The organism is Bradyrhizobium sp. (genome assembly GCF_030646015.1).
Classification (GTDB): Bacteria; Pseudomonadota; Alphaproteobacteria; order Rhizobiales; family Xanthobacteraceae; genus Bradyrhizobium.
Genome location: NZ_JAUSLT010000164.1, coordinates 1 through 22,221, shown reverse-complemented (window position 1 = coordinate 22,221; position 22,221 = coordinate 1). Strand labels below are relative to the sequence as shown.

The window sequence follows — 22,221 nt, the reverse complement described above, 5'->3', positions numbered from 1 at the left end:
GAATTTATCTCGCATGCTGGCGCGTCTGTCGATCCGTGACATCGTCCTGATCGAGCGGCTCGATATCGAGTTCTTCCGTGGTCTCGCGGTGCTGACCGGCGAAACCGGCGCGGGCAAATCCATCCTGCTCGATGCCTTTGCGCTGGCGCTCGGCGGCCGCGGCGACGCCGGCCTCGTCCGCCACGGCGTGGAGCAGGGCCAGGTCACCGCGGTGTTCGACATCCCCAGGGGACATCCGGCCTCGGTGATCCTCGCCGACAACGGCCTCGACGATACCGGCGAGATGATCCTGCGCCGGGTGCAGTTGGCCGACGGCCGTACCCGCGCCTTCATCAACGACCAGGCGATCAGCGTGCAGACCCTGAAGGCGGTCGGCTCGGCCCTCGTCGAAATTCACGGCCAGCATGACGAGCGCGCGCTGGTCGATGCCTCGACCCACCGCCGGCTGCTCGACGCCTTCGCCGGCCTTGAGAAGGACGTCGTGGCGCTGGAGGCGCTGTGGGATGCAAGGCGATCCGCCTTGACCGCGCTCGACGAACATCGCGCCGGCATGGAGCGCGCCGCCCGCGAGGCGGATTATCTGCGCCATGCCTCCGACGAATTGAAGAAGCTGAAGCCGAAAGACGGCGAGGAGACCGCGCTGGCGGAGCGCCGCACCGGCATGATGCAGGGCGAGAAGATCGCGGCCGATTTGCGCGAGGCGCAGGATGCGGTCAGCGGCAATCATTCGCCGGTGTCGAGCCTGTCGGCGGCGGTGCGCCGGCTGGAGCGCCGCGCCGGCAATTCGCCTGCGCTGGTCGAACCCGCGGTGAAGGCGATCGATGCCGCCATCAATGCGCTGGAAGAAGCCGATCAGCATCTGACGGCGGCGCTGATCGCGGCCGACTTCGATCCCTCCGAGCTCGAACGCATCGAGGAGCGGCTGTTTGCGCTGCGCGCCGCCTCGCGCAAATATTCCACGCCGGTCGATGGCCTCGCCGCACTCGCGGCGAAATACGCCGCCGACGTCGCGTTGATCGATGCCGGCGCCGATCAGCTGAAAAAACTCGAAGCGGCCGCGGCTGAAGCGGATAAGCGCTACAGCGCCGCCGCCACAAAGCTGTCTGCCGCGCGCATCAAATCGTCCGAAAAACTCAACAAGGCCGTGAATGCCGAACTGGCTCCGCTGAAGCTGGAACGCGCCAAATTCATGGCGCAGATCGATTCCGATCCGAAATCGCCGGGCCCGCAGGGTTTCGATCGCGTCGAATTCTGGGTCCAGACCAATCCCGGCACGAAACCAGGCCCGATGATGAAAGTCGCCTCCGGCGGCGAGCTGTCGCGCTTCCTGCTGGCGCTGAAGGTCGTGCTGTCGGACAAGGGCTCGGCGCCGACGCTGGTGTTCGACGAAATCGACACCGGCGTCGGCGGCGCCGTGGCCGACGCGATCGGCGCCCGCCTGGCGCGGCTCGCCGGCAAGGTGCAGGTGATGGCGGTGACCCATGCGCCGCAGGTCGCCGCCCGCGCCAGCCAGCATCTGCTGATTTCCAAGGACGCCCTCGACAAGGGCAAGCGCGTCGCCACCCGCGTCAACGCACTGGCCCCCGACCACCGCCGCGAGGAAATCGCGCGCATGCTGGCCGGCGCGGAGATCACGGCCGAGGCGCGAGCCGCGGCAGACCGGCTGCTCCGCGCTGCCACGGCGTGAAGTCTCTCGTGTCCCGGACGCGGAGCAGCGCGCTCGCGCTGCTCCGCAGAGCCGGGACCCGCATTGCAGGAACCACCGAGCCGAAGCTAATGGACCCCGGATCAGCAGCGCATCACTTCGTGCTGCGCAGCGTCCGGGGAACGCCAGCCAGCCGCCATCTTTTCTCCAAAGCAACTTCATCGTATTCAAGTGTCATGGCCAAGACAGCAAAACCGAAATCTCCTCCCGACGTCGCCAAACTCACCAAGGCGCAAGCCAAGGTCGAGCACATGCGGCTGACGCTCGATATCGAGCGCCACGACAAGGCCTACTACCAGGACGATGCGCCGAAGATTTCGGACGCCGACTACGACGCGCTGCGCAAGCGCTTCAACGCCATCGAGGAGAAATTTCCCGAATTCGTCACGGGCGACTCGCCGTCGCAGAAAATCGGCGCGGCGCCGTCAGGCAAGTTCAAAAAGGTTCGCCACGCGGTGCCGATGCTGTCGCTCGACAACGCCTTTGCCGAAGCGGACGTGCTCGACTTCGTCGGCCGTATCCGGCGCTTCCTCAAGCTCGGCGACGACGAGCGCATCGATTTTTCCGCCGAGCCGAAGATCGACGGGCTGTCGATGTCGCTGCGCTACGAGAACGGCGAACTCGTCACCGCCGCCACGCGCGGCGACGGCGCCGAGGGCGAGGACGTCACCGCCAATATTCGTACGCTGAAGGACGTTCCGCAAAAGCTGAAGGGGCGCAACGTGCCCGAGATCTGCGAGGTGCGCGGCGAGGTCTACATGACCAAGCAGGCGTTCCTCGCGCTCAACGAGCGGCAGAAGGCGGCCGGCGAGCCCATCTTCGCCAATCCGCGCAATTCGGCGGCGGGCTCGCTGCGGCAGAAGGATTCCTCCATCACCGCCTCGAGGCCCCTCGGCTTTTTCGCCTACGCCTGGGGCCAGATCAGTGCGATGCCGGAAGACACCCAGTCCGCCATGGTCGGCTGGTTCGAACGCTGCGGCTTCAGGACCAATCCGCTGACGAAGGTATGCCACTCGGTCGAGCAGCTGATCGCCTTCCACCGCAAGATCGAGCAGCAGCGCGCCGGGCTCGACTACGACATCGACGGCGTCGTCTACAAGATCGACCGGCTCGACTGGCAGGAACGGCTCGGCTTCGTGTCACGCACCCCGCGCTGGGCGATCGCGCACAAGTTTCCGGCCGAGCGCGCCATGACCGTGCTGCGGGATATCGAGATCCAGGTCGGCCGCACCGGCTCGTTCACGCCGGTCGGCAAGCTGGAGCCGGTCGGCGTCGGCGGCGTTATCGTGCAGAACGTCTCGCTGCACAACGAGGATTACATCAAGGGCATCGGCGGCGACGGTGAGCAGTTGCGCGAGGGTCGCGATATCAGGATCGGCGACACCGTCATCATCCAGCGCGCCGGCGACGTGATTCCGCAGGTGGTCGACGTGGTGATCGACAAGCGGCCGAAGACCGCGAAGGAATTTCATTTCCCGAAGAAATGCCCGTGCCCGCTGCACACCGACGTGGTGCGCGAGGAGACCGCGGCCGGCGAAGAGAGCGCCCGCGCCCGCTGCTCCGGTGAGTTCGCCTGCCCCTATCAGACGATCGAACATTTGAAACTGTTTGCCTCGCGCCGCGCCTTCGACATCGAGGGATTAGGCGAGAAGCAGATCGCTTACTTCTACGAGCAGGGATGGGTGAAGGAGCCCGGCGACATCTTCACGCTGCCCGCGCGAAATACCAAACTCAAGCTGGAGCAGATCGAGGGTTACGGCGAAACCTCGGTGCGCAATCTGTTCGCCGCGATCGAGGAGCGACGAAAAATTTCGCTGGAGCGATTCATTTTTGCGCTCGGCATGCGCCATGTCGGCGAGACCACGGCGCTGGCGCTGGCGCGGGGCTATGGATCGTGGAAGGCGTTTCACGACGCCTGTCTCAAGGTAGCCAAAGACGACGAGGAGGCGATGGCCGAGATGGATGCGCTCGACCAGATCGGAGAAACCGTGATCGCCAGCATCAAGGCCTATTTCAGCGAGAGCCATAACCGCGGCATCGTCGAACGGCTGACCAGGGAGGTCACGATCGTCGACGCCGAAAAGCCGAAGAGTAATTCGGCGGTCGCCGGCAAGACCGTGGTGTTCACCGGCGCGCTCGAAAAAATGACGCGCGACGAAGCCAAGGCCACGGCCGAGCGGCTGGGCGCCAAGGCGGCGGGCTCGGTGTCGAAGAAGACCGACTACGTGGTCGCCGGCCCCGGGGCGGGGTCGAAACTCGCCGAGGCGAAAAAACACGGCGTCGCGGTGCTGACCGAAGACGAGTGGCTGGCGATGATCGGGCAGTGAAGCGCAGGGGCGTTCGCGCACATACTATATCTTGTGCCGGGACGCGTGCCGCCTGTCCAGCTATTCTGTGCATGGGGTTGTTTTCGCACTTTTTGTTCGCGCTTGCCCTCACAGCATCCCCGACTCTTCTCCCTCCGCCTTCTCGATCAACGCTTCGCTGACCACCAATTCGCGGCGCGGAATGAGAAAGATCATCGTCGAGGCGCAGGCGACCGACAGCACGACGATGGCGATGTTGAGCGGCACTGGCGTCACAAAGTGACCGCCGAGATACGCGCCGAACTGCGACACCAGCGCGCCCAGCCCCATCTGCAGAAATCCCATCGCGCCGGAGGCGGTGCCGGCCGCCTCGGGGCGGACGCTGATGGCGCCCGCCGCCGAGTTCGACATCACGAAGGCGTTGGCGAACATCACCAGCATCTGGGTGCCGAACAGCCAGGACGGCGCCTGGTTGAGCCCGGTGACGCCCCATACGAGGTTCAGTAGGGCGCCGGCGAATTGCAGCGCCAGCCCGAACCAGATCAGCTTCTCCAGCCGGTGGTGCGGCGAGAAGCGCGCGGAAGCGAGGTTGCCGAGCAGGAAGGCGAGGCCGGTGGAGGCGAACCACGCGCCGTATTCGGCGCTGCTGCGGCCCATCTGCGTCACCACGATATAGGGGCCGCCGGCGGCAAACACGAAGATGATCTGCGACGCCAGCACCTGGCACAGCACATAGCCGATGAAGGCGCGGCTGGTGAGCAGGCTGCCGACATCGCCGCGAAAGCCGCCGGGCTCGATGCGGTCGCGCCGGGTCTCCGGCAGTGCGACGGCGATCGCGACCGCGATGACCAGCGAGGCCGTCGTGATCACATAGAAGATGGCGCGCCAGCCGAACGCGATTTCCAGCAGGCCGCCGGTCAGCGGGCTCAGCATCTGCGCCACCATCATCACCGCGATCACCAGGCTGATCATGGCGCCGACGCGCTCGCGGCTGTAGAGGTCGCGGATGATGGCGCGGCTCACCACCATGCCGGTGGCGCCGCCGAGTGCCTGAAAAAACCGCGCCGCGATCAGCTGCGGCAGGGTTTCGGCGAAGATGCAGGCCGCACTCGCCACCACCATCAGCCCGAGTCCCGCCAGCAGCACCGGACGGCGTCCGAACTTGTCCGACAGCGGCCCCATGATGATCTGCGAGCAGGCGATGCCGACCATGAAGAGCGACACCGTCATCTGCGCGATCGAAATGTCGCGCCCGAAAGTGGTGGCCAGCACCGGCAGCGCCGGCACCAGCATATAGAGCGAGATCGGCGCCACGCCGGTCATGGCGACGAGCAGCAACAGCGTGGTTCGCGACGTCGCGGGGCTGGTGTCGGTCCCCGGCGGCTTGCTGACGACTCCGTGCATGCTGGTCCGATCCGTAGTGTGAATCGGACTGTAGCGTGATCGACGCTTGCGAATACGCCCGTTTCGGAATGCGGCTATTCCGTTTTCGGGAGGCGCTTATATGTTGTGCGCGAGAGGGCTCGGCATGAAAACCGTCATTGCGAGCGAAGCGAAGCAATCCATCTTTTCCTGACGCTGCGATATGGATTGCTTCGTCGCAAGAGCTCCTCGCAATGACGGTCCCGGCAGTACGGGACTACACCGCCAGCGGCGCGGTCGCGGCGTCGAGCCACAGCTTCGTCGCTTCATCCACCTGCGACCGCACCTCGCGGCACACCCTGGCATGATAGTCGTTGAGCCAGTTCAGCTCCTCGCCATCCAGCATGGTGAGGTCAATCAACCGCCGGTCGATCGGCGCCAGCGTCAGCGTCTCGAACGCGTTGATCGGCCGTTCCGCGCCGACGATGTCGGCGGCGACCACCAGTTCGAGGTTCTCGATCCGGATGCCGAATCCGTCGGTCTTGTAGTAGCCGGGCTCGTTGGACAGGATCATGCCGCGTTTCAGCGGCGTGGTGCCGAGTTTCGAGATGCGCGCCGGGCCTTCATGCACCGAGAGGTAGCTGCCGACGCCGTGGCCGGTGCCGTGATCGAAATCGATGCCGGCCTGCCACAGATATTGCCGCGCCAGCGTGTCGATCTGCGCCCCGGTGGTGCCGTCGGGAAATACCGCGCGGGCGATCGCGATGTGGCCGCGCAGCACGCGGGTGAAGCGGTCGCGCATTTCGGCGGTGGGTTCGCCGATCGCGATGGTGCGGGTGACGTCGGTGGTGCCGTCTTCATACTGCGCGCCGGAATCGATCAGCAGCAGATCGCCCGGCGCGATCCGGCGGTTGGATTTGCGGCTGACGCGGTAATGCACGATGGCGCCGTTCGGTCCGGTGCCGGCGATGGTCGGGAACGAGACGTCCTTCAACGCGCCGGTGTCGCGACGAAACGTTTCCAGCGCCTCGACGGTGTCGATCTCGGTCAGCACGCCCTTGGGCGCCTCGCGGTCGATCCAGGCCAGAAATCTCGTCAGCGCCACCGCATCGCGGCGATGCGCGGTGCGGGTGCCCTCGATCTCGGTGGAGTTCTTCACCGCCTTGAGCAGGCTGACCGGATCGTTGCCGCGCACCGGTCTGCCGCCCGCAGCCAGTATCAGGCGGCTCAGCGCGTCGGCGGCGGTGGCGCCGTCGAGCGCGATCGCGGCGCCCGCCTGCGCCAGCGCCGTGAGCTTCGGCGTCAGCGCCTCCGGCTCCTCGACGTCGGCGGATTTTTCAAGATGATCGCGGGCGCTGTTGGAAAGCTTGCGGTGATCGATGAACACCGTGGGCCGGCCCTCCTTCGGCACCAGCGCATAGGACAACGGCAGCGGCGTATGCGAGACGTCGGCGCCGCGGATGTTGAAGGTCCAGGCCACCGCGTGCGAATCCGACAGCACCAGCGCCTCGACGTCGAGGCGCGCGATCTCGAGCCGGATCCGCCGCAGCTTTTCGGCTTCCGCCTCGCCCGAAAATTGCGGGCCGTGTACGGCGACCGGGCCGAGCGGCGGGGCAGGGCGCTCGGTCCACACCGAATCGAGCGGGTTGCTGTCGACCGCGACCAGTTCCGCGCCGGCCCTGGCGCAGGCGCCGGCCAGCCGCTCGGCTGCCGCAGAAGTATGCAGCCACGGATCAAATCCGAGGCGGTCGCCGGTCACCAGATGCCGCGTCAGCCAGCTTTCCGGCGGCGGATCGGCCAGCGGCTCGACCTGCCAGGCCTTGCCATCGACCTGTTTGGCGGCCTGCAGCGTATAGCGGCCGTCGACGAAAAGCGCGGCCTGCTGGGTGAGAACGACGGCCATTCCGGCGGATCCGGTAAACCCGGTCAGCCAGGCCAGCCGTTCCTCCGAGGGCGCGACATATTCGTTTTGTTGCTGATCGGCCCGGGGAATCACGAATCCCGTCAGCTTGCGCCGCGCCAGCTCCTCGCGAAACGCCGCCAGCCGCGCGGTCAGCGCCACGCCGGCTTCGGGGTCTTCGAATGTCTGGAAATGGGCTTCGAACATCGCGTGGTCACCTCTGGGATTGCGGGGAGAACTCCGCGATCTGATCCATATCAAGCCGATTTGGCACAAATTGTGCTTGAATATTAGCACCTGCATTAGACGGGATGGAACGATTGTTGTCACAAACAGTTGGTTCCAGCGCTATCTGGGGGAAATCCAGGAGTGTTTCAACTCAACGACGAGGGGATACACAATGCCTGCTTTTACGTTTGAAAAAATCTCGCCCCCGGTTCGCCGTGGTCCGATTCCATCGATCGAAACGAAGCAACGCGGTGTCATCGTCCAGATTCTGGACCGGTTCGTCGAGGCGCGCGTCAAGCGCACCAAGCGTGGGGAAAACGGCGTGATCGCCCGCCACGAGCCCAAACCACCCGATTAGATTTCAACCCCCGCGCTGCATCAGCAGGCTGCTCCAGCCTTCGATCTGAAGGTGCCTCCTCAGAACCAGCCCGCGCGCGCGATAGGCCGCGACCACGCTTTGGGCCTGCTGCGGCAAGAGCCCCGACAAGATCACCAACGCCGATGGCGCCAGATGCTGCGCCATCGGCGTTGCCATTTGCCGCAGCGGGTTGGCGAGAATATTCGCCAGCACTAGGTCGAACGGCGCTCGCCCCAGAAATTCCGGGGCTGAAAAGCCGGTGGCGGTAATGGCCTGCACCAGCTCGCCGACGCCATTCAGCCTGGCGTTTTCCCGCGCCACCCGGACCGCGAGCGGATCTATGTCGCTCGCCAGCACCTTTATCCGCAGCGCCCTGGCGGCGGCGATGGCGAGCACGCCGGTGCCGGTCCCGAGATCGAGCACGCGGCGCGGCAAATGCGCCTTCAGCACCTCGTCGAGCAGCAGCAGGCAGCCCCGCGTGGTGCCGTGATGCCCGGTGCCGAACGCCAGCGCTGCCTCGATCTCGATGCCGAGCTTGTTGGCCGGCACTTTTGCCCGGTCATGCTGGCCGTGCACGACAAAACGCCCGGCGCGGACCGGGACCAGATCCGCCAGCGTCGCCTTGACCCAATCCTTTGCCTCGACCGTGTCGAAGCTGATGTGCTGCGCGACCTCATCCCCGGCGGCGAGGCCGATCAGCTCGCGGATCGCGCCTTCGTCCGGCGGTTCGGCGAAATGCACGATGATATCCCAGCGCCCGCCGGCCCCCTCGAACGCGGTGATCGCGGCCTGGCCTTCGACGAAGCTCTCGTCCAGCAGATCGACCACGCGCTTGGCGGCCTGCTCGTTGCCGATCGCAAAGCTGGCGCGGCGGGTCGCGGGGGTGATGGTGGGGGTCATGGAGAATCCGGGGGAATGTGCGCGACAGAGCGGCGTGAGCTTGTCGGTACCAAACGCGGGGGGTGTCCGGTAGTGGCTCCGTTCGAATTCCCATCCCGGCCCGCCGGACTCCCGCGGCCTTGTTTGCTATGCTGGCCGTAGAGGGGACCGAAAGGACGCGCAAATGACCGCGATCAATCGTGAATTTTTCCAGAGCTGGCGCGGGCCGGCCCCGGCCGATCAGGACACGTGGTGCCTGGTGTTTGACGAGGCCACAAGGCGCCTGCTGGTGCGGCACCAATGGCAGGCTTCAAGGCACAGCGGCTGCGATGAGTTCGAGGTGGCGGAATTCTTGAAGCAGGAGGGAGGCGCGCAGGCCGCCCTGATCGAGAGCCTGTTTCTGGTGCCGGCGGACGCCTAGGATCCTATTTCGGAGCGCTTTTTGCTTCCTCAATCGTCGCGAGTTCCCGGGCGACGGCCTCGATGTGCTTCTGGCGTTGGCTCCGGACGTACCAGAACGGAAGCCCAAAACTAACGAGAACCACAATGCCTTCGGCCAGCGCCGATTTCTCGCGGTCGATCCCGGCGAACGTTGTGACCAGGATGATGAGCAGCACGGCGCCGAAGGCGAACATGGAGCCCACTTCGCCCGGGCGGTATTTGGGCTCCGGCGCGTACCGGTTGGCCCGTTCTTTCGCAAGTAGCTGATCCGCATCGTCAAGAGACATGACACCCCGCTTCGCGCCAAGCGCTTCGACGCAATAATGCTCGGCGCCAGGCTACAGGAGTTCCCGAGGTCATACAGCGAACATACCGGGATTGTTCACAGGCCAGCGGCGCGGATGTGCACAGCATACCCCGAGCGATGTTCACGGAGTTACCCACTGGTTTTCCACAGCCAATCCACCGGGTTATCAACCGGTTGTAAAGCGGGTTGGAATGTTGCCGGCAGGCTAACTCAGCGTCCCGCTGACGGCCGCCAGGAGAGATCGTCCGACCACAGATAGATCGCGATCGCGGCCAGGCACAGCACGAGGCCGATCCAGAACATCGGCGAATGATGGATAGGTCGGGGCTTGCGGGCAGGGGAATTCATTCGATGACCTTCATTGGCTCGCGTCATCTTTGTTGACGCCGCCTGCTTAGCAGGTTGCGAGCCCGCGGCAAGCGCGCAGGCGCCGCTTGCCGTTCATCGGGCTACAGCCTGGATCGTCACCTGATGCCGGCGGACAGAGGTCGCTTCCCAGGATCTTGCGTAGATAAAGGTGACGCTGGCGTTGCCGGCGCTGGTTGCTTCGATGCTCCAGCGATGGATGCCGGGGGCGCCGAGCAGACGCTTGCCGGAGGCATCTTGTGAAAAACCACGGTCGTCGATGCGCAGGATCGAGGCGTTGACGCCCGCCTTGGCGTCGATCGTCCACCGGTATCCGGTCGACGGATTCTCCTCGAGTTCGACGGTAGCCTGCTGGCCAACCGTCAGCTTCAGCGTCTGGTCGGCGGCATCGGCTCCGACACCTGTCGTCGCGACCATTGCCGCGGCCAGCAGCAGGCACGCCCGCGAGGCATAGCTGGATTTCCCCAAGGCCATCCGGTTCATGCGGGTATCTGAATCTATTTGGTGATGGACTTCGGCGGACTGAGGTTGTCAGAAGACGAACGCGGGGTGGCCTTCTTGCAATCGGCCTTTCCCGGCGGACAATCGGCGGACGGTTGCTTCGGCACTTTCGTCTGCCCCGTTGATTGGGCCCAGACCGTCGGCGCCATCGAAGCCACAAAGGTAGCCGCTATCACGGCAAGCAGAACTCGTTTCATGCTGCGCTCCATCGCCCGGAAGGTTCTAATTTATGGCATGCCCGGATGCAGCTATTGATCCTGATCAACCGCTATTGACGGCTACAGCTCGGAGTCCGCGCGCGTGGCGGTCATCCGACCCGGCTACTCACTTGAACAACGCCCGGTGATCCCCGAGGATCACCCGCGCGGCATTGTGGCCGGGCGCGCCGGTGACACCGCCGCCGGGATGGGCGCCGCTGCCGCAATGGTAGAGGCCTTTCAGCGGCCCGCGATAATCGGCATGGCCGAGCATCGGCCGCGCCGAGAACAATTGGTTGAGCGTCAGCGCGCCGTGAAAGATATCGCCGCCGAGCAGCCCGAACTGGCGCTCCAGGTCGAGCGGCGACAGGATCTGCCGGCCGATTACGCTGGCCGCAAATCCAGGTGCGTATTGATCAACGGTGGCGATCATGAGATCGGCGACTTCGTCGCGGTGGTCGTCCCATGATTTTCCGTCGGGCAGTTCCGGCGCGACGTGCTGGCAGAACAGGCTGGCGACGTGCTGGCCCGGCGGGCACAGCGTGTCGTCGAGCGTGGAAGGGATCAGCACCTCGACGACGGGCGCGCGGCTCCAGCCATGCGCGCGGGCGTCCTGCCAGGCGCGATCCATGTAGCCGAGACTGGGCGCGATGATGATGCCGGCTGACAGATGATCGCCGGCGCCAGGCAGCGCGCTGAACGAGGGCAGCGCGTTGAGCGCGACATTCATCCGGAAGGTGCCGGAGCCGTTGCGCCAGTTCCTGATGCGGCCGAGGAAATCCGCCGGCAGCGCCTCCGCGGGCACCAGCCGCGTATACAGCAGTTTCGGGTTGACGCTGGAGGCGATGTATTTCGCGCGAACGGTTTCACCGTTGTCGAGAACCACGCCGACCGCGCGGTCACGTTCGACGATCACCTCGCGTACGCCGGCTTCGGTCTCGATCTCGACGCCATGGCCGCGGGCCGCCTTCGCCATCGCCTGCGTGATCGCGCCCATGCCGCCGATGGCGTGGCCCCAGACGCCCTTCTTGCCGTTCACCTCGCCGAACGCATGGTGCAGCATCACATAGGCCGAACCCGCGGCATAGGGACTGGCGTAATTGCCGACGATGGCGTCGAAACCATAGAGCGCCTTGACCAGGTCGCTCTCGAAGGTTTCGTCCAGCATCTCGCCGGCCGAACGCGTGAACAGGTCGAGCAGCGAGCGCTGCTGCGGCAGCGACAGTCTGTTGAGGATGTTGGCGGTGCCCAGCGCATTGAAGGCTTCGCGGATGGAGCCAACGCCGAATCCCTCGACGATGTTCGGCGGCGCCCGCAGCACGAAGGCACGCAGCACGTCGGCGATCTCTTCCAGTTCGCGGTTGAACGCATCGATACTGATGGCGTCGCGCTCGCTCAGCTTCGCCACCGATTGATGGGTGCGGCCCTCGCCGGTCAGCAGATAGCCGCCGTCGGGAGAGGGCAGAAAGTTCTGCGCGCGGCGCTCGACGATCCGCAAGCCGTGCTCGGCCAGTTTCAGGTCCGACACGATCTGCGGGTTGAGCAGACTGACGGTGTAGGCCGCGACCGAATTGCGGAACCCGGGATGGAATTCCTCCGTCACCGCGGCGCCGCCGACCACCTTGCGGCGCTCCACCACTTTCACGCGCAGGCCGGCCATCGCCAGATAGGCGGCGCAGGTGAGGCCGTTATGGCCGGCTCCGATGATCAGGACGTCGGTTTCGTTCATGTCCGCTTCAACAATGAGGTGTCATTCCGGGGCGATGCGAAGCATCGAAACCCGGAATCTCGAGATTCCGGGTCTGGTCCTTCGGACCTTCCCGGAATGACGTTTTTCAACCCATAGCGAAGATGTGAATGTCAGCACAGTGCTAACTGACATTTGGTTCCGGGGGCCTGCATTGCCCGTGGTCTTACCCTATGCTCTATCCAGTAGCCCCGGCGCCTTGGCCGGATTTCCGCCGCCGGCGCCCGCCGGGTTCAAGCCGGAGCTTTCATGAGTCCTTCTGATTCGTCCGCCGCCACGGATGCCGCTTCCGTTGCCCGGAACCGGCTGGTGCTGGTGGTCTATACCGCGGCGATCTTCGTCAGCGCGCTGCTGCTGTTCTCGGTGCAGCCGCTGTTCACCAAGATGGTGCTGCCGCGGCTCGGCGGCTCGCCGGCGGTGTGGTCGGTGGCGATGGTGTTCTTCCAGTCGCTGCTGCTCGGCGGCTATGCCTATGCGCATTACCTGATGCAGCTCAGGAACCGGATGTGGCCGGTCGCGATCCACCTGGTGCTGCTGGTGATCGCGCTGCTGACACTGCCGCTGTCGATCGCGGGCGGTTGGGGCGAGCCACCGACCTCGGGCTATGCGTTCTGGCTGCTCGGCCTGTTCGCGGTGTCGATCGGACTGCCGTTCTTCGCGCTGGCGGCCAACAACCCGCTGCTGCAGGCCTGGTTCGTGCGCACGGGTCATCCCAACGGCCCCGATCCCTATTTTCTCTATGCCTCCTCGAATATCGGCAGTTTCCTGGCGCTGTTGTCCTACCCGGTGCTGCTGGAGCCGATGTTCACGCTGCGCACGCAAAACCTGATCTGGACCGGAGGCTATGGCCTGCTGATCGTCCTGATCGCGGCTTGCGCGGTGCTGATGCTGCGCTCGCCCGTGATGGCCGTGGCCGATATGCGAGCTGAGGATACCCACTCGCCGGCGCCGCCGTGGATGCTGCGCGCGCGCTGGATTTTTCTCGCCGCGGTGCCGTCGGGCCTCTTGATCGCGGTGACCGCGCATATTTCCACCGACGTCGCCGCGGCGCCGCTGCTATGGGTGCTGCCGCTGTCGCTGTATCTGTTGACTTGGGTGCTGGTGTTCCAGTCGCGTCCCTTGCTGCCGCACAAATGGATGCTGCTGCTGCAGCCGCTGGCGATCGCGGGCGTGATCGTGCTGTTGGCGATCGGCGGCGAGCAGAACCTGCTGCTGACGCTCGGCGGCCACCAATTGTGCTTCTTCGTCATCGCAATGGCCTGCCATGGCGAGTTAGCGCGGACCCGCCCGGCGGCGAAATACCTCACCGGCTTCTATGTCGCGCTGTCGTTCGGCGGCATGGTCGGCGGCCTGTTCGCAGGACTGATCGCGCCGTTTACCTTCTCCTGGATCGCCGAGTACCCGATCCTGCTGGCCTGCGCGGCGCTGTGCCGGCCGCCCGGCGGCAACGAGCGCCTGGCGCGCTGGAGCCGCTGGTACTGGCCGTTTCTCGCCGTGCTCGCGGTGGCGCTGATGGCGCCGGCCTGGTCGACCGGCAAACTGTTCACCTGGCTCGACGACCACAGGGTCTGGGTGATCGGCGCGGTCGGCGTGCTCTCGGCCTTGCTGGCGCTCGGGCTGAACGCCAACCGCTGGAAAATCTTCGCCACCGTCGCAATGGGGCTGGCGCTGATCCGGGCCTATCCGCCGGATGCCGGCCGGGTGGAAACCGTGCGCAGCTTCTTCGGGGTGCACAAGATCGTGGTGACGCCGAACGGCCAGTATCACGTGCTGATGCACGGCACGACGATTCACGGCGCCGAGAAATACCAGAACGACGACGGCACGCCGGTAACCGGGCGCCCCGAGCCGATCACCTATTATCACAAGGACGGCGGCATCGGTCAGGCGATCACGGCGATGCGCGAGCGCAAGGGCTCTGGGCTGCGCGTCGCGGTGATCGGGCTCGGCTCCGGCTCGCTGGCCTGCGCCTCGGAACCGGGCGAGACCTGGAAGTTCTTCGAGATCGACCAGACCATGGTCGACAGCGCGAAGGACCCGAAATTTTTCACCTACATCAGCAAGTGCGAACCCGACATGAAGCCGGTGATCGGCGACGCGCGGCTGACCTTCGCCAAGGAATCTGCCGGCACCTACGACCTGATCATCGTCGATGCCTATTCGTCGGATGCGATCCCGATTCACCTCGCCACCGAAGAGGCGATGGAGATCTACAAGGAAAGGCTGGCGCCGCACGGCGCCGTCGCGATGCACGTATCCAACCGGCATCTGGAGCTGTCCAGCGTCGTGGTCGGGATCGCGGACGCCAACGATCTCAAGAGCTGGGTCTACAGCGAGGACACCAACCGCGACGCCGAATACATTTTCTCGACCACGGTGGTGATCTCGGCGCGCGAGGAGGCCGATATCGGCAAGCTGGCGGCATCGGACCAGTGGGCCCTGACCGAAGCCGAAGACAACCAGCGGGTCTGGACCGACGACTACTCCAACGTGCTCGGCGCGGTCTGGCGGCGGCTGAAGAAGGGCGAAGAGTAAGTCCGGATCGACGATTACTTCGTCTTGCGCGGAACCATTCACGGTTGAGTCTGTTGGCTGCCCGACACAATCAACCGGAGACCACAATGAAAAAGCTCGCAATATCACTCATGGCCGGCGCAGGCGCGCTGCTTGCCACCTCTGCTTTCGCGGCCCCGATGTCGAACGGCATCACGGCGCTGCCTGACAGCAACATCGAACAGGTCCGCATGGTCTGCAACGAGAACGGCCGCTGCTGGCGCGAGCGTAGCCAGCGCCGCGTTATCGTCCGGGAATCCTACGGTTATGACCGCGGTCGCCATTATGGCCATCGCAATCGCGGCCATGATCGCGGCGGCGTCGCCATCCGCGCGCCCGGCGTCAGCGTCGGCATCGGCTCCGGCCGTTACTGAGCTATATACTGATATGGCGGCCTCGGCGCATTGCGCGCCGGGGCCGTTTCGTTTTGCGCGGTGAGATGTGAGCAATATTGATCACAAGCGCGCCCGAACCGCCAATGTCGCTCATTGTTCTCACGACGACGCCAGCGCAGCCGGAACCCGGCAGCCTCTCGCCCATTGCGCTCATGCCGCGCTGACGCGGCCTTCAGGAAAGATTCCAAAATGAAAGGTTTACTGCTGATTGGCTTCGCCGCCTGTGCATTTGCGGCCATGCCGACGCTGTCGGCCTCCGCCATGCCGCGCGTGGCGGCGAACACGCTGGTGAGCGAAACCGATGGTTCGGTTGTGCTTGCGGGCCACGGCCATGGACGGGGCTACCACATGCGACGCGGCGGTCGCGGCCATCACTACGGCTGGAGCAGAGGCCGCCACCGCGGCTGGCGCTGATCGATATCCCGATCACATGAATGGAGGCCGCCTCGCTTGGCGGCCTCTTTCATTTCAGCCGGAGGCATAATGAGGCGCGTCAGTCCTGATAGGTGAACAGGCCGCGCGGCTGATATTGCTGCCGCGGCTGGTAATAGCCCTGCGGCGCGTATTGCGGCGCATAGCCGCGATCCTGGTAATATTGCTCGCGCGGATAGACCTGCGCCCCATAGACGCGCCGGCTGCGCAGCGCCGGATAGCGCGCCTCGTTGGAAGAGCCGTCGGCCGGATAGATGTAGCCATCGTCGGCCTGCACCTGGGGCTGGACGTGCGGCTGCACTTGCTGTTCGACCCGCGGCGCGACCTCGCCGGGTATGCCCGGCCGTGGCGCCAGTACGATCGGATCGCCGGCGGAGTTGAATTGCGGGGCCGCTTCGCGACGCGCCACGGCGGTGTTGGCGCGGGGCCGCGGGTTGCGCGCCAGGGCTATCTGCGAGGAGCCGGTCAGCGTGACGGTGGCGTTGAGCACGCCGTCCTTTTGCACCAGCGCATACAGCGTCGCGGCGTTGGCGCGCGACAGCCGCACGCAGCCATGCGAGGCCGGGTTGCCGAGTCGGTTCACGGAATCGGTGCCGTGAATGGCATGGCCGAGCTTGGTGAAGAAGATCGCGTGCGGCATCGGCGCGTCGTCGAATTCCTTGGAGTAGTGGTCTTCCTCCATCCGGAAGGTCTTGAAACTGCCGTTCGGGGTCTCATAGGCGGGCAGGCCGCTCGATACCGGCCACCGGTAGCGCTCGACGCCGTCGACCGCGACGGTCATCAGCTGCGCATTCTTGTCGACGGTGATGGCGATTTTGGCCTGCGCAGCGCCGCTCAGGAACAGCAACAGACCGGTGACGGCAATGAGGAAGCAACGCATTTTACCTTTGGCCTCCAGGCCCAGAAATCCCGTGCCACTGCACGCCGCTCTCGCCGTCCCCCAGCATCAATATGCCCGGAATCCGCTGAAGGTTCCAGCCACCTGCGAGGCCATCGTTAATGGGCCGCAGGGCGCCAGCATGGCGATGGCACGGCCAAATCCGGCGTGTCGACGCAATTTTCGCTGATTGGCGGCGGTCCCGCCGTGGTTTCGCCTTGGCGAGGCAACCTTTCGGCCGCAGCGGCGTTACACATTCCCGCCCGGTCGGTCCGTCGCGGCCAGCATCGAGGAATTCAGATGAAGACGAAAATCCGCACTGCCGCTTTGCCGGCCGGTCTGCCGGCAAAATTCATTCTGGCGGTGGCGGCGATCCTCCTCGCGCTGCTTGCCATGCCGAGTTTCGGCAACGCCCAGGGCATCGTGCGCGGCGCGCAGGAAGGTTCACGCGAGGGCAACCGGATCGCCGGCCCGGTCGGCGGCGTGGTGGGTGGCGCGGTCGGCGCCGGTGTCGGCGGCGCCATGGGCGCCGTCAAAGGCGTGTTCGGGATCAACGACCGCGGCCATCGCTGCCGCGGCTACTATGACCGCCGTGATCGGTTTCACTGCTATCGGTGAATCACTCCGTCATTGCGAGGCGATGACAGCGGAGTTTGTGCGAGCAGTATTCAGTTCTTCAGCCGGTACCCGGTCTTGAAGATCCACCACACCGCGACCATGCAGACGGCGAGGAAGCCCAGCGTCATGCCGACGCTGAGGCCGATGCTGACGTCGGCGATCTCATAAAAGCTCCAGCGGAAGCCTGAGATCAGATAGACCACGGGGTTGAGCAGCGTGATGGTGCGCCAGCCCTCCGGCAGCATGTTGACCGAGTAGAAGCTGCCGCCGAGGAAGGTCAGCGGCGTCACCACCAGCATCGGGATCATCTGCAGCTTCTCGAAGCCGTCGGCCCAGATGCCGATGATGAAGCCGAACAGGCTGAAGGTCACCGCGGTCAGCACCAGGAAGGTCAGCATCCACCAGGGATGCATGATGTGCAGCGGCACGAAAAGTGCTGCGGTGGCGAGAATGATCAGGCCGAGGATGATCGACTTGGTGGCGGCGGCGCCGACATAGCCGAGCACGATCTCGAAATACGAAACCGGCGCCGACAACAGCTCGTAGATGGTGCCGACGAATTTCGGGAAGTAGATGCCGAACGAGGCGTTGGCGATGCTCTGGGTCAGCACCGACAGCATCACCAGCCCCGGCACGATGAAGGTGCCGTAGCTGACACCCTCGACCTCGGCGATGCGCGAGCCGATCGCGGCGCCGAACACCACGAAGTACAGCGAGGTCGAAACCACCGGCGAGACGATGCTCTGCAGCAGCGTGCGCCAGGTGCGCGCCATTTCGAACAGGTAGATGGCGCGGACAGCCCTGAAATTCATGACGCCTTCACCAAACTGACAAAAATGTCTTCCAGCGACGACTGGCTGGTATCGAGATCGGAGATGCGGATGCCGGCGGCACGGAGGTCGCTGAGCAGGCTGGTGATGCCGGTGCGTTCGCCCCTGGTGTCGTAATCATAGGTCACGGTGCGGCCATCGTCGGACAGTTCGAGGCCATAGGCCGCGAGGCTGGCAGGAATCGCATCGACCTTGCTTTGCAGATGCAGCTTCAAGTGCTTCTTGCCGAGCTTCTGCATCAGGCCGGCTTTCTCCTCGACCAGGATGATCTCGCCCTTGTTGATGACGCCGATCCGGTCGGCCATCTCCTCGGCCTCTTCGATGTAATGCGTGGTCAGGATGATGGTGACGCCGGAGGCCTGCAGCGCCCGCACCACTTCCCACATGCCCTTGCGCAATTCGACGTCGACGCCCGCGGTCGGCTCGTCGAGAAACAGGATCTGCGGCTCGTGCGACAGCGCTTTCGCGATCATCACCCGGCGCTTCATGCCGCCGGACAGGGTGACGATCTTGGAATCCTTCTTGTCCCACAGCGACAGGTCCTTCAGCACCTTTTCGATATGGGCGGGGTTCTTCGGCTTGCCGAACAGGCCGCGGCTGAAGCTGACGGTGGCCCACACCGATTCAAACGCATCGGTGTGCAGCTCCTGCGGCACCAGCCCGATCATCGAGCGCGCCGCGCGATAATCCCTGTTGATGTCATGGCCGTCGACGGTGACGCGGCCTTCGCTCAGATTGGCGATGCCGCAGATGATGCTGATCAGCGTGGTCTTGCCGGCGCCGTTCGGCCCCAGCAGCGCGAAAATCTCGCCGCGCTTGATCTCGAGGTTGATGCCGTTGAGCGCCTTGAAACCGGAGCCATAGGTCTTCGACAGATTTGCAACGGAGATGATGGGAGTCATGCGGGGCTATGAAATCCGGATAGGAAATGCGGAAAGGGCTGAGGCCGCACCGCGGCGCGCCTGGGGCAGAGGAGGGGCGAGCAGCCACAGATAGGAACGTTCGGGGCTTCGCGCAATCGCTGCGTCCGCTGAAAACGTCCGTTCAAATATTCGCGAGATCGCCCGGATCCCCGGCGGCCTCGAAACGCGGGATGAGGTCGGGGGGCAGCGCCACCAGTTGCGCCGAACGGTCGATCGAGCCACCAAGGATTGCGGCGGCGGCGATCTGTTTGGCGAGCCGCGTGTACTCGGACCAGACCAGATGGAGCATCAACGGTGGTTGCTCTCCGTCGGCAAGCATCTGCCCGCAGCGCTCATTGGCGCCTTCCGTCAGCCACCATCGTTGCGCCAATGTGACGAGCTTTCTGAAATGGCGCAGCGTTCCGGTCTGCTGCGCCAGCGGAACGCCCGCCAGCTCGGCGCAGTGGGTCAGCCAGTTGAGGCCGGCCAGGATGGCAATCGAAAAATCCACCGTCGCGGTGCCGGTGAAATCGATCACGGTGTTTTCATGCGGACGCTGGAACAGAAAGCCGTCGATCATGTCGAGCTGACGGGCGGCATCGGTCAGCAGCCCGAATTCGCCACCCAGCACCGCGATCACATACTGCATGGCTTCCAGCCTTGTGTGATCCCAGACCGAGCCGACATCGCCGGCCGCATCCGCCAGCGTCCGCTTGCAGGCGGGATAGATCAGTTTGCCCTGGTCGATATCGGCGAGATAGCGGGGGACGCGCTGGCGCAGGTCTTCGAGCAGCGTGTCAGGTTGAGCGAGACCCGCCGGCGGTTGCTTCGCCGCCGGGCTCTTCTGCACTTTCGAATGCAACCAGCCGAACAAGTCATCGCCCCCGATCAAGGCTTGGTCCGGATGTTAGACGGGCCCGACGAAATGATCGACTGCCATTTTGAGTACGCAACGTCACCCGTCGAGGCCGGACAGGAACTCAATCGGCCGCTGGGGCGTCGGCGGGAAATTCGACAAACGCGATCACCGCGTCCTTCGCATCCTCCAGAAATTCCGGATCACTGCGCAGCTGCTCGATGGTGCTTGGCGGCTTGAAGCCCGTCGAACCGTCGGGATTGATCCAGCCTTCAGCCGCAAACTGCAGCACGTCAGCGGCCTCCTCCATGGCTTCGTCGAAAGTGTCACCGCCGGTGATCACCCCCGGAAGATCGGGAAACGACACCCCGTAGCAGCCGTCGGATTCCTTGTGGACCAATGCGACGTACTTCGGCATCGCGTTGTTCCTCACTCCGCCGCATGGGCGCGAGCGGGAAGTTCGATGAGCGCGACCATGTAGGTCTTGATGTCGTCGGCGATTTCCGGATCGGATTTCAGCTCCGTCAAGGTTCGCGGGCGAGGCATCGGCTTGCCGTCCGCCTCGAAGCTTTCGGCATACAGTTCCAAAGCTTCCGGCGCGTTGCGCAATGCTTCGTCAATATCGTCGCCTGCGGAGGTGCAGCCGGGCAGGTCCGGAAACCAGACGCCCACAGCGTGGTCCGGTCCAGCATCCTCAATGATGGCGATGTAGTGGGCCATGGCTATCTCAGTCAGGCTTCCATCCTGCGCCCTTATAAATGGCACGGACGAGGCCTTTTCCCAAGTCCTTCTTGGGGTGCGGAACCACCACTGTTTCACCGGAGGCAGGATTCTTGAAAACGTGATGGGAGCCGGTGACGCGAACAAGTGTCCATCCCTCCCGCTCCAGGCGGCGAACAATGTCGCGGCTGTTGGTCAACATGAAGCGCCTCCCATCGAATCATATGACGGAAGGCTAGGGCCGGCCAGCCCGTGTTAAGTGTGAACTACACCCGCTCCACGAAACTATCGACCACCTTCTTCTCGCCGGCCTTTTCGAACGCGATGGTGAGCTTGTTGCCGTCGATTTTCACCACGGTGCCGTAGCCGAATTTCTGGTGAAACACGCGGTCGGCCAGGGTGAACTCGGAAGTGGTGCCGGTGGATTTCGCGATCAGCTCGCCCTCGATGGTCATCGGGCCGCGCTTGGCGGAGAAGCCGCTGCTACGCGAGCTTGAAGCATCGCTGCGCGAACTTGAAGTATCGCTGCGCGAACTTGAAAACGGCGACTGGCTTTCGTTGAAACCGCCGCCGGCCTGGCCGCCGCCGCGGCCGCCATTCTGGTTGCGGGTGCGGTTGGCCTGGGCGCGCTGCCAGCCCGGCGTCGAATAGCTGGAGCCGAAGGATTCGACGTTGTCGAAGCGCGACGGCCCGTAGCCGCTGCTGCCGCCCCAGCCGGAGCCGCCCTTGGATTCCGTGATCTCGACATTGTGCGCCGGCAATTCATCGAGGAAGCGCGACGGGATCGTGGTCGACCACGTGCCGTGGATCCGCCGGTTGGTGGCAAAGTAGAGTTTGGCGCGGCGGCGCGCCCGCGTGATGCCGACATGGGCGAGGCGGCGTTCTTCTTCCAGCCCGGCGCGGCCCTGTTCGTCGAGGGTGCGCTGGCTCGGAAACAGGCCTTCCTCCCAGCCCGGCAGGAACACATTGTCGAATTCCAGCCCCTTGGCCGAATGCAGCGTCATCAGCGACACCGCGTCGTCCTCGGCGCCGCCGTCGCGGTCCATCACCAGCGAGATGTGTTCGAGAAAACCCTGCAGGTTCTCGAATTCCTCCATCGAGCGCACCAGCTCCTTGAGGTTTTCCAGCCGGCCGGCGGCGTCGGCGGAGCGGTCCTTCTGCCACATCTCGGTATAGCCGCTCTCGTCGAGCACGATTTCGGCGAGTTCGGTGTGCGAGGTCACCTCGCGCTGCACCCGCCAGCGATCGAAACTGGCGATCAGGCCGCGCAGCGAGCCGCGCGCCTTCGGCTTCAGCTCGTCGGTCTCGACCACGGCGCGCGCGGCCTCGAACAGCGGCATGCGGCGCTTGCGGGCGTGATCGTGCAGCATCTGCACGGTGGCGTCGCCGAGGCCGCGCTTCGGCACATTGACGATGCGCTCGAAGGCGAGGTCGTCGGCCGGCGAGTTGATCACCCGCAAATAGGCCAGCGCGTCACGGACTTCGGCGCGCTCGTAGAAGCGGGGGCCGCCGATCACGCGGTAGGGCAGGCCGAGCGTGACAAAACGGTCTTCGAATTCGCGCATCTGGAACGAGGCCCGCACCAGGATCGCGATGTCGTTGAGCTTGTGGCCGTCGCGCTGCAGCTGCTCGATTTCCTCGCCAATGGCGCGGGCTTCCTCTTCGGAATCCCAGGAGCCGGTGACGGTGACCTTCTCGCCGTCGACGTCCTCGGTGCGCAGCGTCTTGCCGAGCCGGCCTT

The 22,221-nt window shown here is 64.7% G+C and carries 23 protein-coding genes; 8 read left to right on the top strand and 15 right to left on the bottom strand.

All coding sequences use genetic code 11. The features are described 5' to 3' along the window. Positions 1–13: 13 nt before the first annotated feature. Both recN and ligA read left to right on the top strand, forming a co-directional pair. Complete coding sequence (gene recN / locus Q7T45_RS24160) at positions 14–1,687, top strand: DNA repair protein RecN (protein WP_304874237.1); 1,674 nt, start codon at positions 14–16, stop codon at positions 1,685–1,687. 194 nt (positions 1,688–1,881) lie between these two features. Beyond that, the gene (ligA, locus tag Q7T45_RS24155; protein ID WP_304874234.1) at positions 1,882–4,032 is read left to right on the top strand and encodes an NAD-dependent DNA ligase LigA; all 2,151 of its coding nucleotides are present in this window, start codon (positions 1,882–1,884) and stop codon (positions 4,030–4,032) included. 108 nt (positions 4,033–4,140) lie between these two features. On the opposite strand, the gene Q7T45_RS24150 is transcribed toward ligA, so the two are convergent. Continuing rightward, on the bottom strand, positions 4,141–5,415 hold the full coding sequence (locus tag Q7T45_RS24150) for a multidrug effflux MFS transporter (RefSeq protein WP_304874232.1): 1,275 nt from the start codon (positions 5,413–5,415) through the stop codon (positions 4,141–4,143). Positions 5,416–5,650: 235 nt separating this feature from the next. Next, on the bottom strand, positions 5,651–7,480 hold the full coding sequence (locus Q7T45_RS24145; RefSeq protein WP_304874230.1) for an aminopeptidase P family protein: 1,830 nt from the start codon (positions 7,478–7,480) through the stop codon (positions 5,651–5,653). A 76-nt stretch (positions 7,481–7,556) separates the two neighbouring features. On the opposite strand from Q7T45_RS24145, the gene Q7T45_RS29070 reads away from it, so the two are divergent. After that, positions 7,557–7,859, top strand: coding sequence for a hypothetical protein (locus Q7T45_RS29070; RefSeq protein ID WP_370691349.1), 303 nt, complete (start codon positions 7,557–7,559; stop codon positions 7,857–7,859). 3 nt (positions 7,860–7,862) lie between these two features. Here Q7T45_RS29070 and Q7T45_RS24135 read toward each other — a convergent pair whose 3' ends face one another. Further along, complete coding sequence (locus Q7T45_RS24135) at positions 7,863–8,759, bottom strand: 50S ribosomal protein L11 methyltransferase (RefSeq protein ID WP_304874228.1); 897 nt, start codon at positions 8,757–8,759, stop codon at positions 7,863–7,865. Positions 8,760–8,922: 163 nt separating this feature from the next. Here Q7T45_RS24135 and Q7T45_RS24130 point away from each other — a divergent pair, with 163 nt between their 5' ends. Continuing rightward, positions 8,923–9,159, top strand: a complete 237-nt coding sequence (locus Q7T45_RS24130; protein ID WP_304874227.1) for a hypothetical protein — start codon at positions 8,923–8,925, stop codon at positions 9,157–9,159. Positions 9,160–9,163: 4 nt separating this feature from the next. Here Q7T45_RS24130 and Q7T45_RS24125 read toward each other — a convergent pair whose 3' ends face one another. From Q7T45_RS24125 to Q7T45_RS24110, 4 genes are all read right to left on the bottom strand, one after another. Then, positions 9,164–9,466, bottom strand: coding sequence for a hypothetical protein (locus Q7T45_RS24125; protein WP_304874225.1), 303 nt, complete (start codon positions 9,464–9,466; stop codon positions 9,164–9,166). A 230-nt stretch (positions 9,467–9,696) separates the two neighbouring features. Beyond that, a complete protein-coding gene (locus Q7T45_RS24120; RefSeq protein ID WP_304874223.1) occupies positions 9,697–9,834 on the bottom strand; it encodes a hypothetical protein in 138 nt (45 codons plus the stop codon). 93 nt (positions 9,835–9,927) lie between these two features. Then, positions 9,928–10,335 (bottom strand): protease inhibitor I42 family protein, encoded by a 408-nt coding sequence (locus Q7T45_RS24115; protein WP_304874221.1) that lies wholly within the window; start codon positions 10,333–10,335, stop codon positions 9,928–9,930. Between the two features lie 342 nt (positions 10,336–10,677). After that, a complete protein-coding gene (locus Q7T45_RS24110) occupies positions 10,678–12,279 on the bottom strand; it encodes an NAD(P)/FAD-dependent oxidoreductase (protein WP_304874219.1) in 1,602 nt (533 codons plus the stop codon). 267 nt (positions 12,280–12,546) lie between these two features. On the opposite strand from Q7T45_RS24110, the gene Q7T45_RS24105 reads away from it, so the two are divergent. From Q7T45_RS24105 to Q7T45_RS24095, 3 genes are all read left to right on the top strand, one after another. Continuing rightward, complete coding sequence (locus Q7T45_RS24105) at positions 12,547–14,832, top strand: fused MFS/spermidine synthase (RefSeq protein ID WP_304874218.1); 2,286 nt, start codon at positions 12,547–12,549, stop codon at positions 14,830–14,832. 86 nt (positions 14,833–14,918) lie between these two features. After that, positions 14,919–15,224, top strand: a complete 306-nt coding sequence (locus Q7T45_RS24100) for a hypothetical protein (RefSeq protein ID WP_304874217.1) — start codon at positions 14,919–14,921, stop codon at positions 15,222–15,224. A gap of 210 nt (positions 15,225–15,434) precedes the next feature. Next, positions 15,435–15,659 (top strand): hypothetical protein, encoded by a 225-nt coding sequence (locus Q7T45_RS24095; protein ID WP_304874215.1) that lies wholly within the window; start codon positions 15,435–15,437, stop codon positions 15,657–15,659. Between the two features lie 79 nt (positions 15,660–15,738). Here Q7T45_RS24095 and Q7T45_RS24090 read toward each other — a convergent pair whose 3' ends face one another. Beyond that, positions 15,739–16,557 carry a L,D-transpeptidase gene (locus Q7T45_RS24090; protein ID WP_304874213.1) on the bottom strand — a complete coding sequence of 273 codons (819 nt, stop codon included), beginning with the start codon at positions 16,555–16,557 and terminating at the stop codon, positions 15,739–15,741. A 297-nt stretch (positions 16,558–16,854) separates the two neighbouring features. On the opposite strand from Q7T45_RS24090, the gene Q7T45_RS24085 reads away from it, so the two are divergent. After that, on the top strand, positions 16,855–17,172 hold the full coding sequence (locus Q7T45_RS24085) for a hypothetical protein (RefSeq protein WP_304874211.1): 318 nt from the start codon (positions 16,855–16,857) through the stop codon (positions 17,170–17,172). Positions 17,173–17,222: 50 nt separating this feature from the next. On the opposite strand, the gene Q7T45_RS24080 is transcribed toward Q7T45_RS24085, so the two are convergent. From Q7T45_RS24080 to Q7T45_RS24050, 7 genes are all read right to left on the bottom strand, one after another. Then, positions 17,223–17,984, bottom strand: coding sequence for an ABC transporter permease (locus Q7T45_RS24080; protein ID WP_304874209.1), 762 nt, complete (start codon positions 17,982–17,984; stop codon positions 17,223–17,225). After that, complete coding sequence (locus Q7T45_RS24075) at positions 17,981–18,904, bottom strand: ABC transporter ATP-binding protein (RefSeq protein ID WP_304874208.1); 924 nt, start codon at positions 18,902–18,904, stop codon at positions 17,981–17,983. The genes Q7T45_RS24080 and Q7T45_RS24075 overlap by 4 nt, the downstream gene beginning before the upstream one ends. Before the next feature lie 142 nt (positions 18,905–19,046). Then, entirely contained in the window at positions 19,047–19,778 is a 732-nt protein-coding gene (locus Q7T45_RS24070) for a hypothetical protein (RefSeq protein ID WP_304874207.1), read from the bottom strand. Between the two features lie 106 nt (positions 19,779–19,884). Further along, positions 19,885–20,178, bottom strand: a complete 294-nt coding sequence (locus Q7T45_RS24065) for a type II toxin-antitoxin system HicB family antitoxin (RefSeq protein WP_304874205.1) — start codon at positions 20,176–20,178, stop codon at positions 19,885–19,887. Between the two features lie 11 nt (positions 20,179–20,189). Continuing rightward, positions 20,190–20,480, bottom strand: coding sequence for a type II toxin-antitoxin system HicB family antitoxin (locus Q7T45_RS24060; RefSeq protein WP_304874203.1), 291 nt, complete (start codon positions 20,478–20,480; stop codon positions 20,190–20,192). 7 nt (positions 20,481–20,487) lie between these two features. Further along, on the bottom strand, positions 20,488–20,682 hold the full coding sequence (locus Q7T45_RS24055; protein ID WP_304874201.1) for a type II toxin-antitoxin system HicA family toxin: 195 nt from the start codon (positions 20,680–20,682) through the stop codon (positions 20,488–20,490). Positions 20,683–20,746: 64 nt separating this feature from the next. Further along, positions 20,747–22,221: ATP-dependent helicase (locus Q7T45_RS24050; protein WP_304874199.1), on the bottom strand; the 1,475-nt coding region annotated here is incomplete at its 5' end.

Coding starts and splice junctions, on each gene's coding strand:
- Q7T45_RS24075 (WP_304874208.1), bottom strand. CDS start 18,904: ATGACTCCCATCATCTCCGTTGCAAATCTGTCGAAGACCTATGGCTCC.
- Q7T45_RS24090 (WP_304874213.1), bottom strand. CDS start 16,557: ATGCGTTGCTTCCTCATTGCCGTCACCGGTCTGTTGCTGTTCCTGAGC.
- Q7T45_RS24125 (WP_304874225.1), bottom strand. CDS start 9,466: ATGTCTCTTGACGATGCGGATCAGCTACTTGCGAAAGAACGGGCCAAC.
- Q7T45_RS24150 (WP_304874232.1), bottom strand. CDS start 5,415: ATGCACGGAGTCGTCAGCAAGCCGCCGGGGACCGACACCAGCCCCGCG.
- recN (WP_304874237.1), top strand. CDS start 14: ATGCTGGCGCGTCTGTCGATCCGTGACATCGTCCTGATCGAGCGGCTC.
- Q7T45_RS24080 (WP_304874209.1), bottom strand. CDS start 17,984: ATGAATTTCAGGGCTGTCCGCGCCATCTACCTGTTCGAAATGGCGCGC.
- Q7T45_RS24135 (WP_304874228.1), bottom strand. CDS start 8,759: ATGACCCCCACCATCACCCCCGCGACCCGCCGCGCCAGCTTTGCGATC.
- Q7T45_RS24105 (WP_304874218.1), top strand. CDS start 12,547: ATGAGTCCTTCTGATTCGTCCGCCGCCACGGATGCCGCTTCCGTTGCC.
- Q7T45_RS24085 (WP_304874211.1), top strand. CDS start 16,855: ATGAAGACGAAAATCCGCACTGCCGCTTTGCCGGCCGGTCTGCCGGCA.
- Q7T45_RS24100 (WP_304874217.1), top strand. CDS start 14,919: ATGAAAAAGCTCGCAATATCACTCATGGCCGGCGCAGGCGCGCTGCTT.
- Q7T45_RS24145 (WP_304874230.1), bottom strand. CDS start 7,480: ATGTTCGAAGCCCATTTCCAGACATTCGAAGACCCCGAAGCCGGCGTG.
- ligA (WP_304874234.1), top strand. CDS start 1,882: ATGGCCAAGACAGCAAAACCGAAATCTCCTCCCGACGTCGCCAAACTC.
- Q7T45_RS24095 (WP_304874215.1), top strand. CDS start 15,435: ATGAAAGGTTTACTGCTGATTGGCTTCGCCGCCTGTGCATTTGCGGCC.
- Q7T45_RS24115 (WP_304874221.1), bottom strand. CDS start 10,335: ATGAACCGGATGGCCTTGGGGAAATCCAGCTATGCCTCGCGGGCGTGC.
- Q7T45_RS24055 (WP_304874201.1), bottom strand. CDS start 20,682: ATGTTGACCAACAGCCGCGACATTGTTCGCCGCCTGGAGCGGGAGGGA.
- Q7T45_RS24065 (WP_304874205.1), bottom strand. CDS start 20,178: ATGCCGAAGTACGTCGCATTGGTCCACAAGGAATCCGACGGCTGCTAC.
- Q7T45_RS24110 (WP_304874219.1), bottom strand. CDS start 12,279: ATGAACGAAACCGACGTCCTGATCATCGGAGCCGGCCATAACGGCCTC.
- Q7T45_RS24130 (WP_304874227.1), top strand. CDS start 8,923: ATGACCGCGATCAATCGTGAATTTTTCCAGAGCTGGCGCGGGCCGGCC.
- Q7T45_RS24060 (WP_304874203.1), bottom strand. CDS start 20,480: ATGGCCCACTACATCGCCATCATTGAGGATGCTGGACCGGACCACGCT.
- Q7T45_RS24120 (WP_304874223.1), bottom strand. CDS start 9,834: ATGAATTCCCCTGCCCGCAAGCCCCGACCTATCCATCATTCGCCGATG.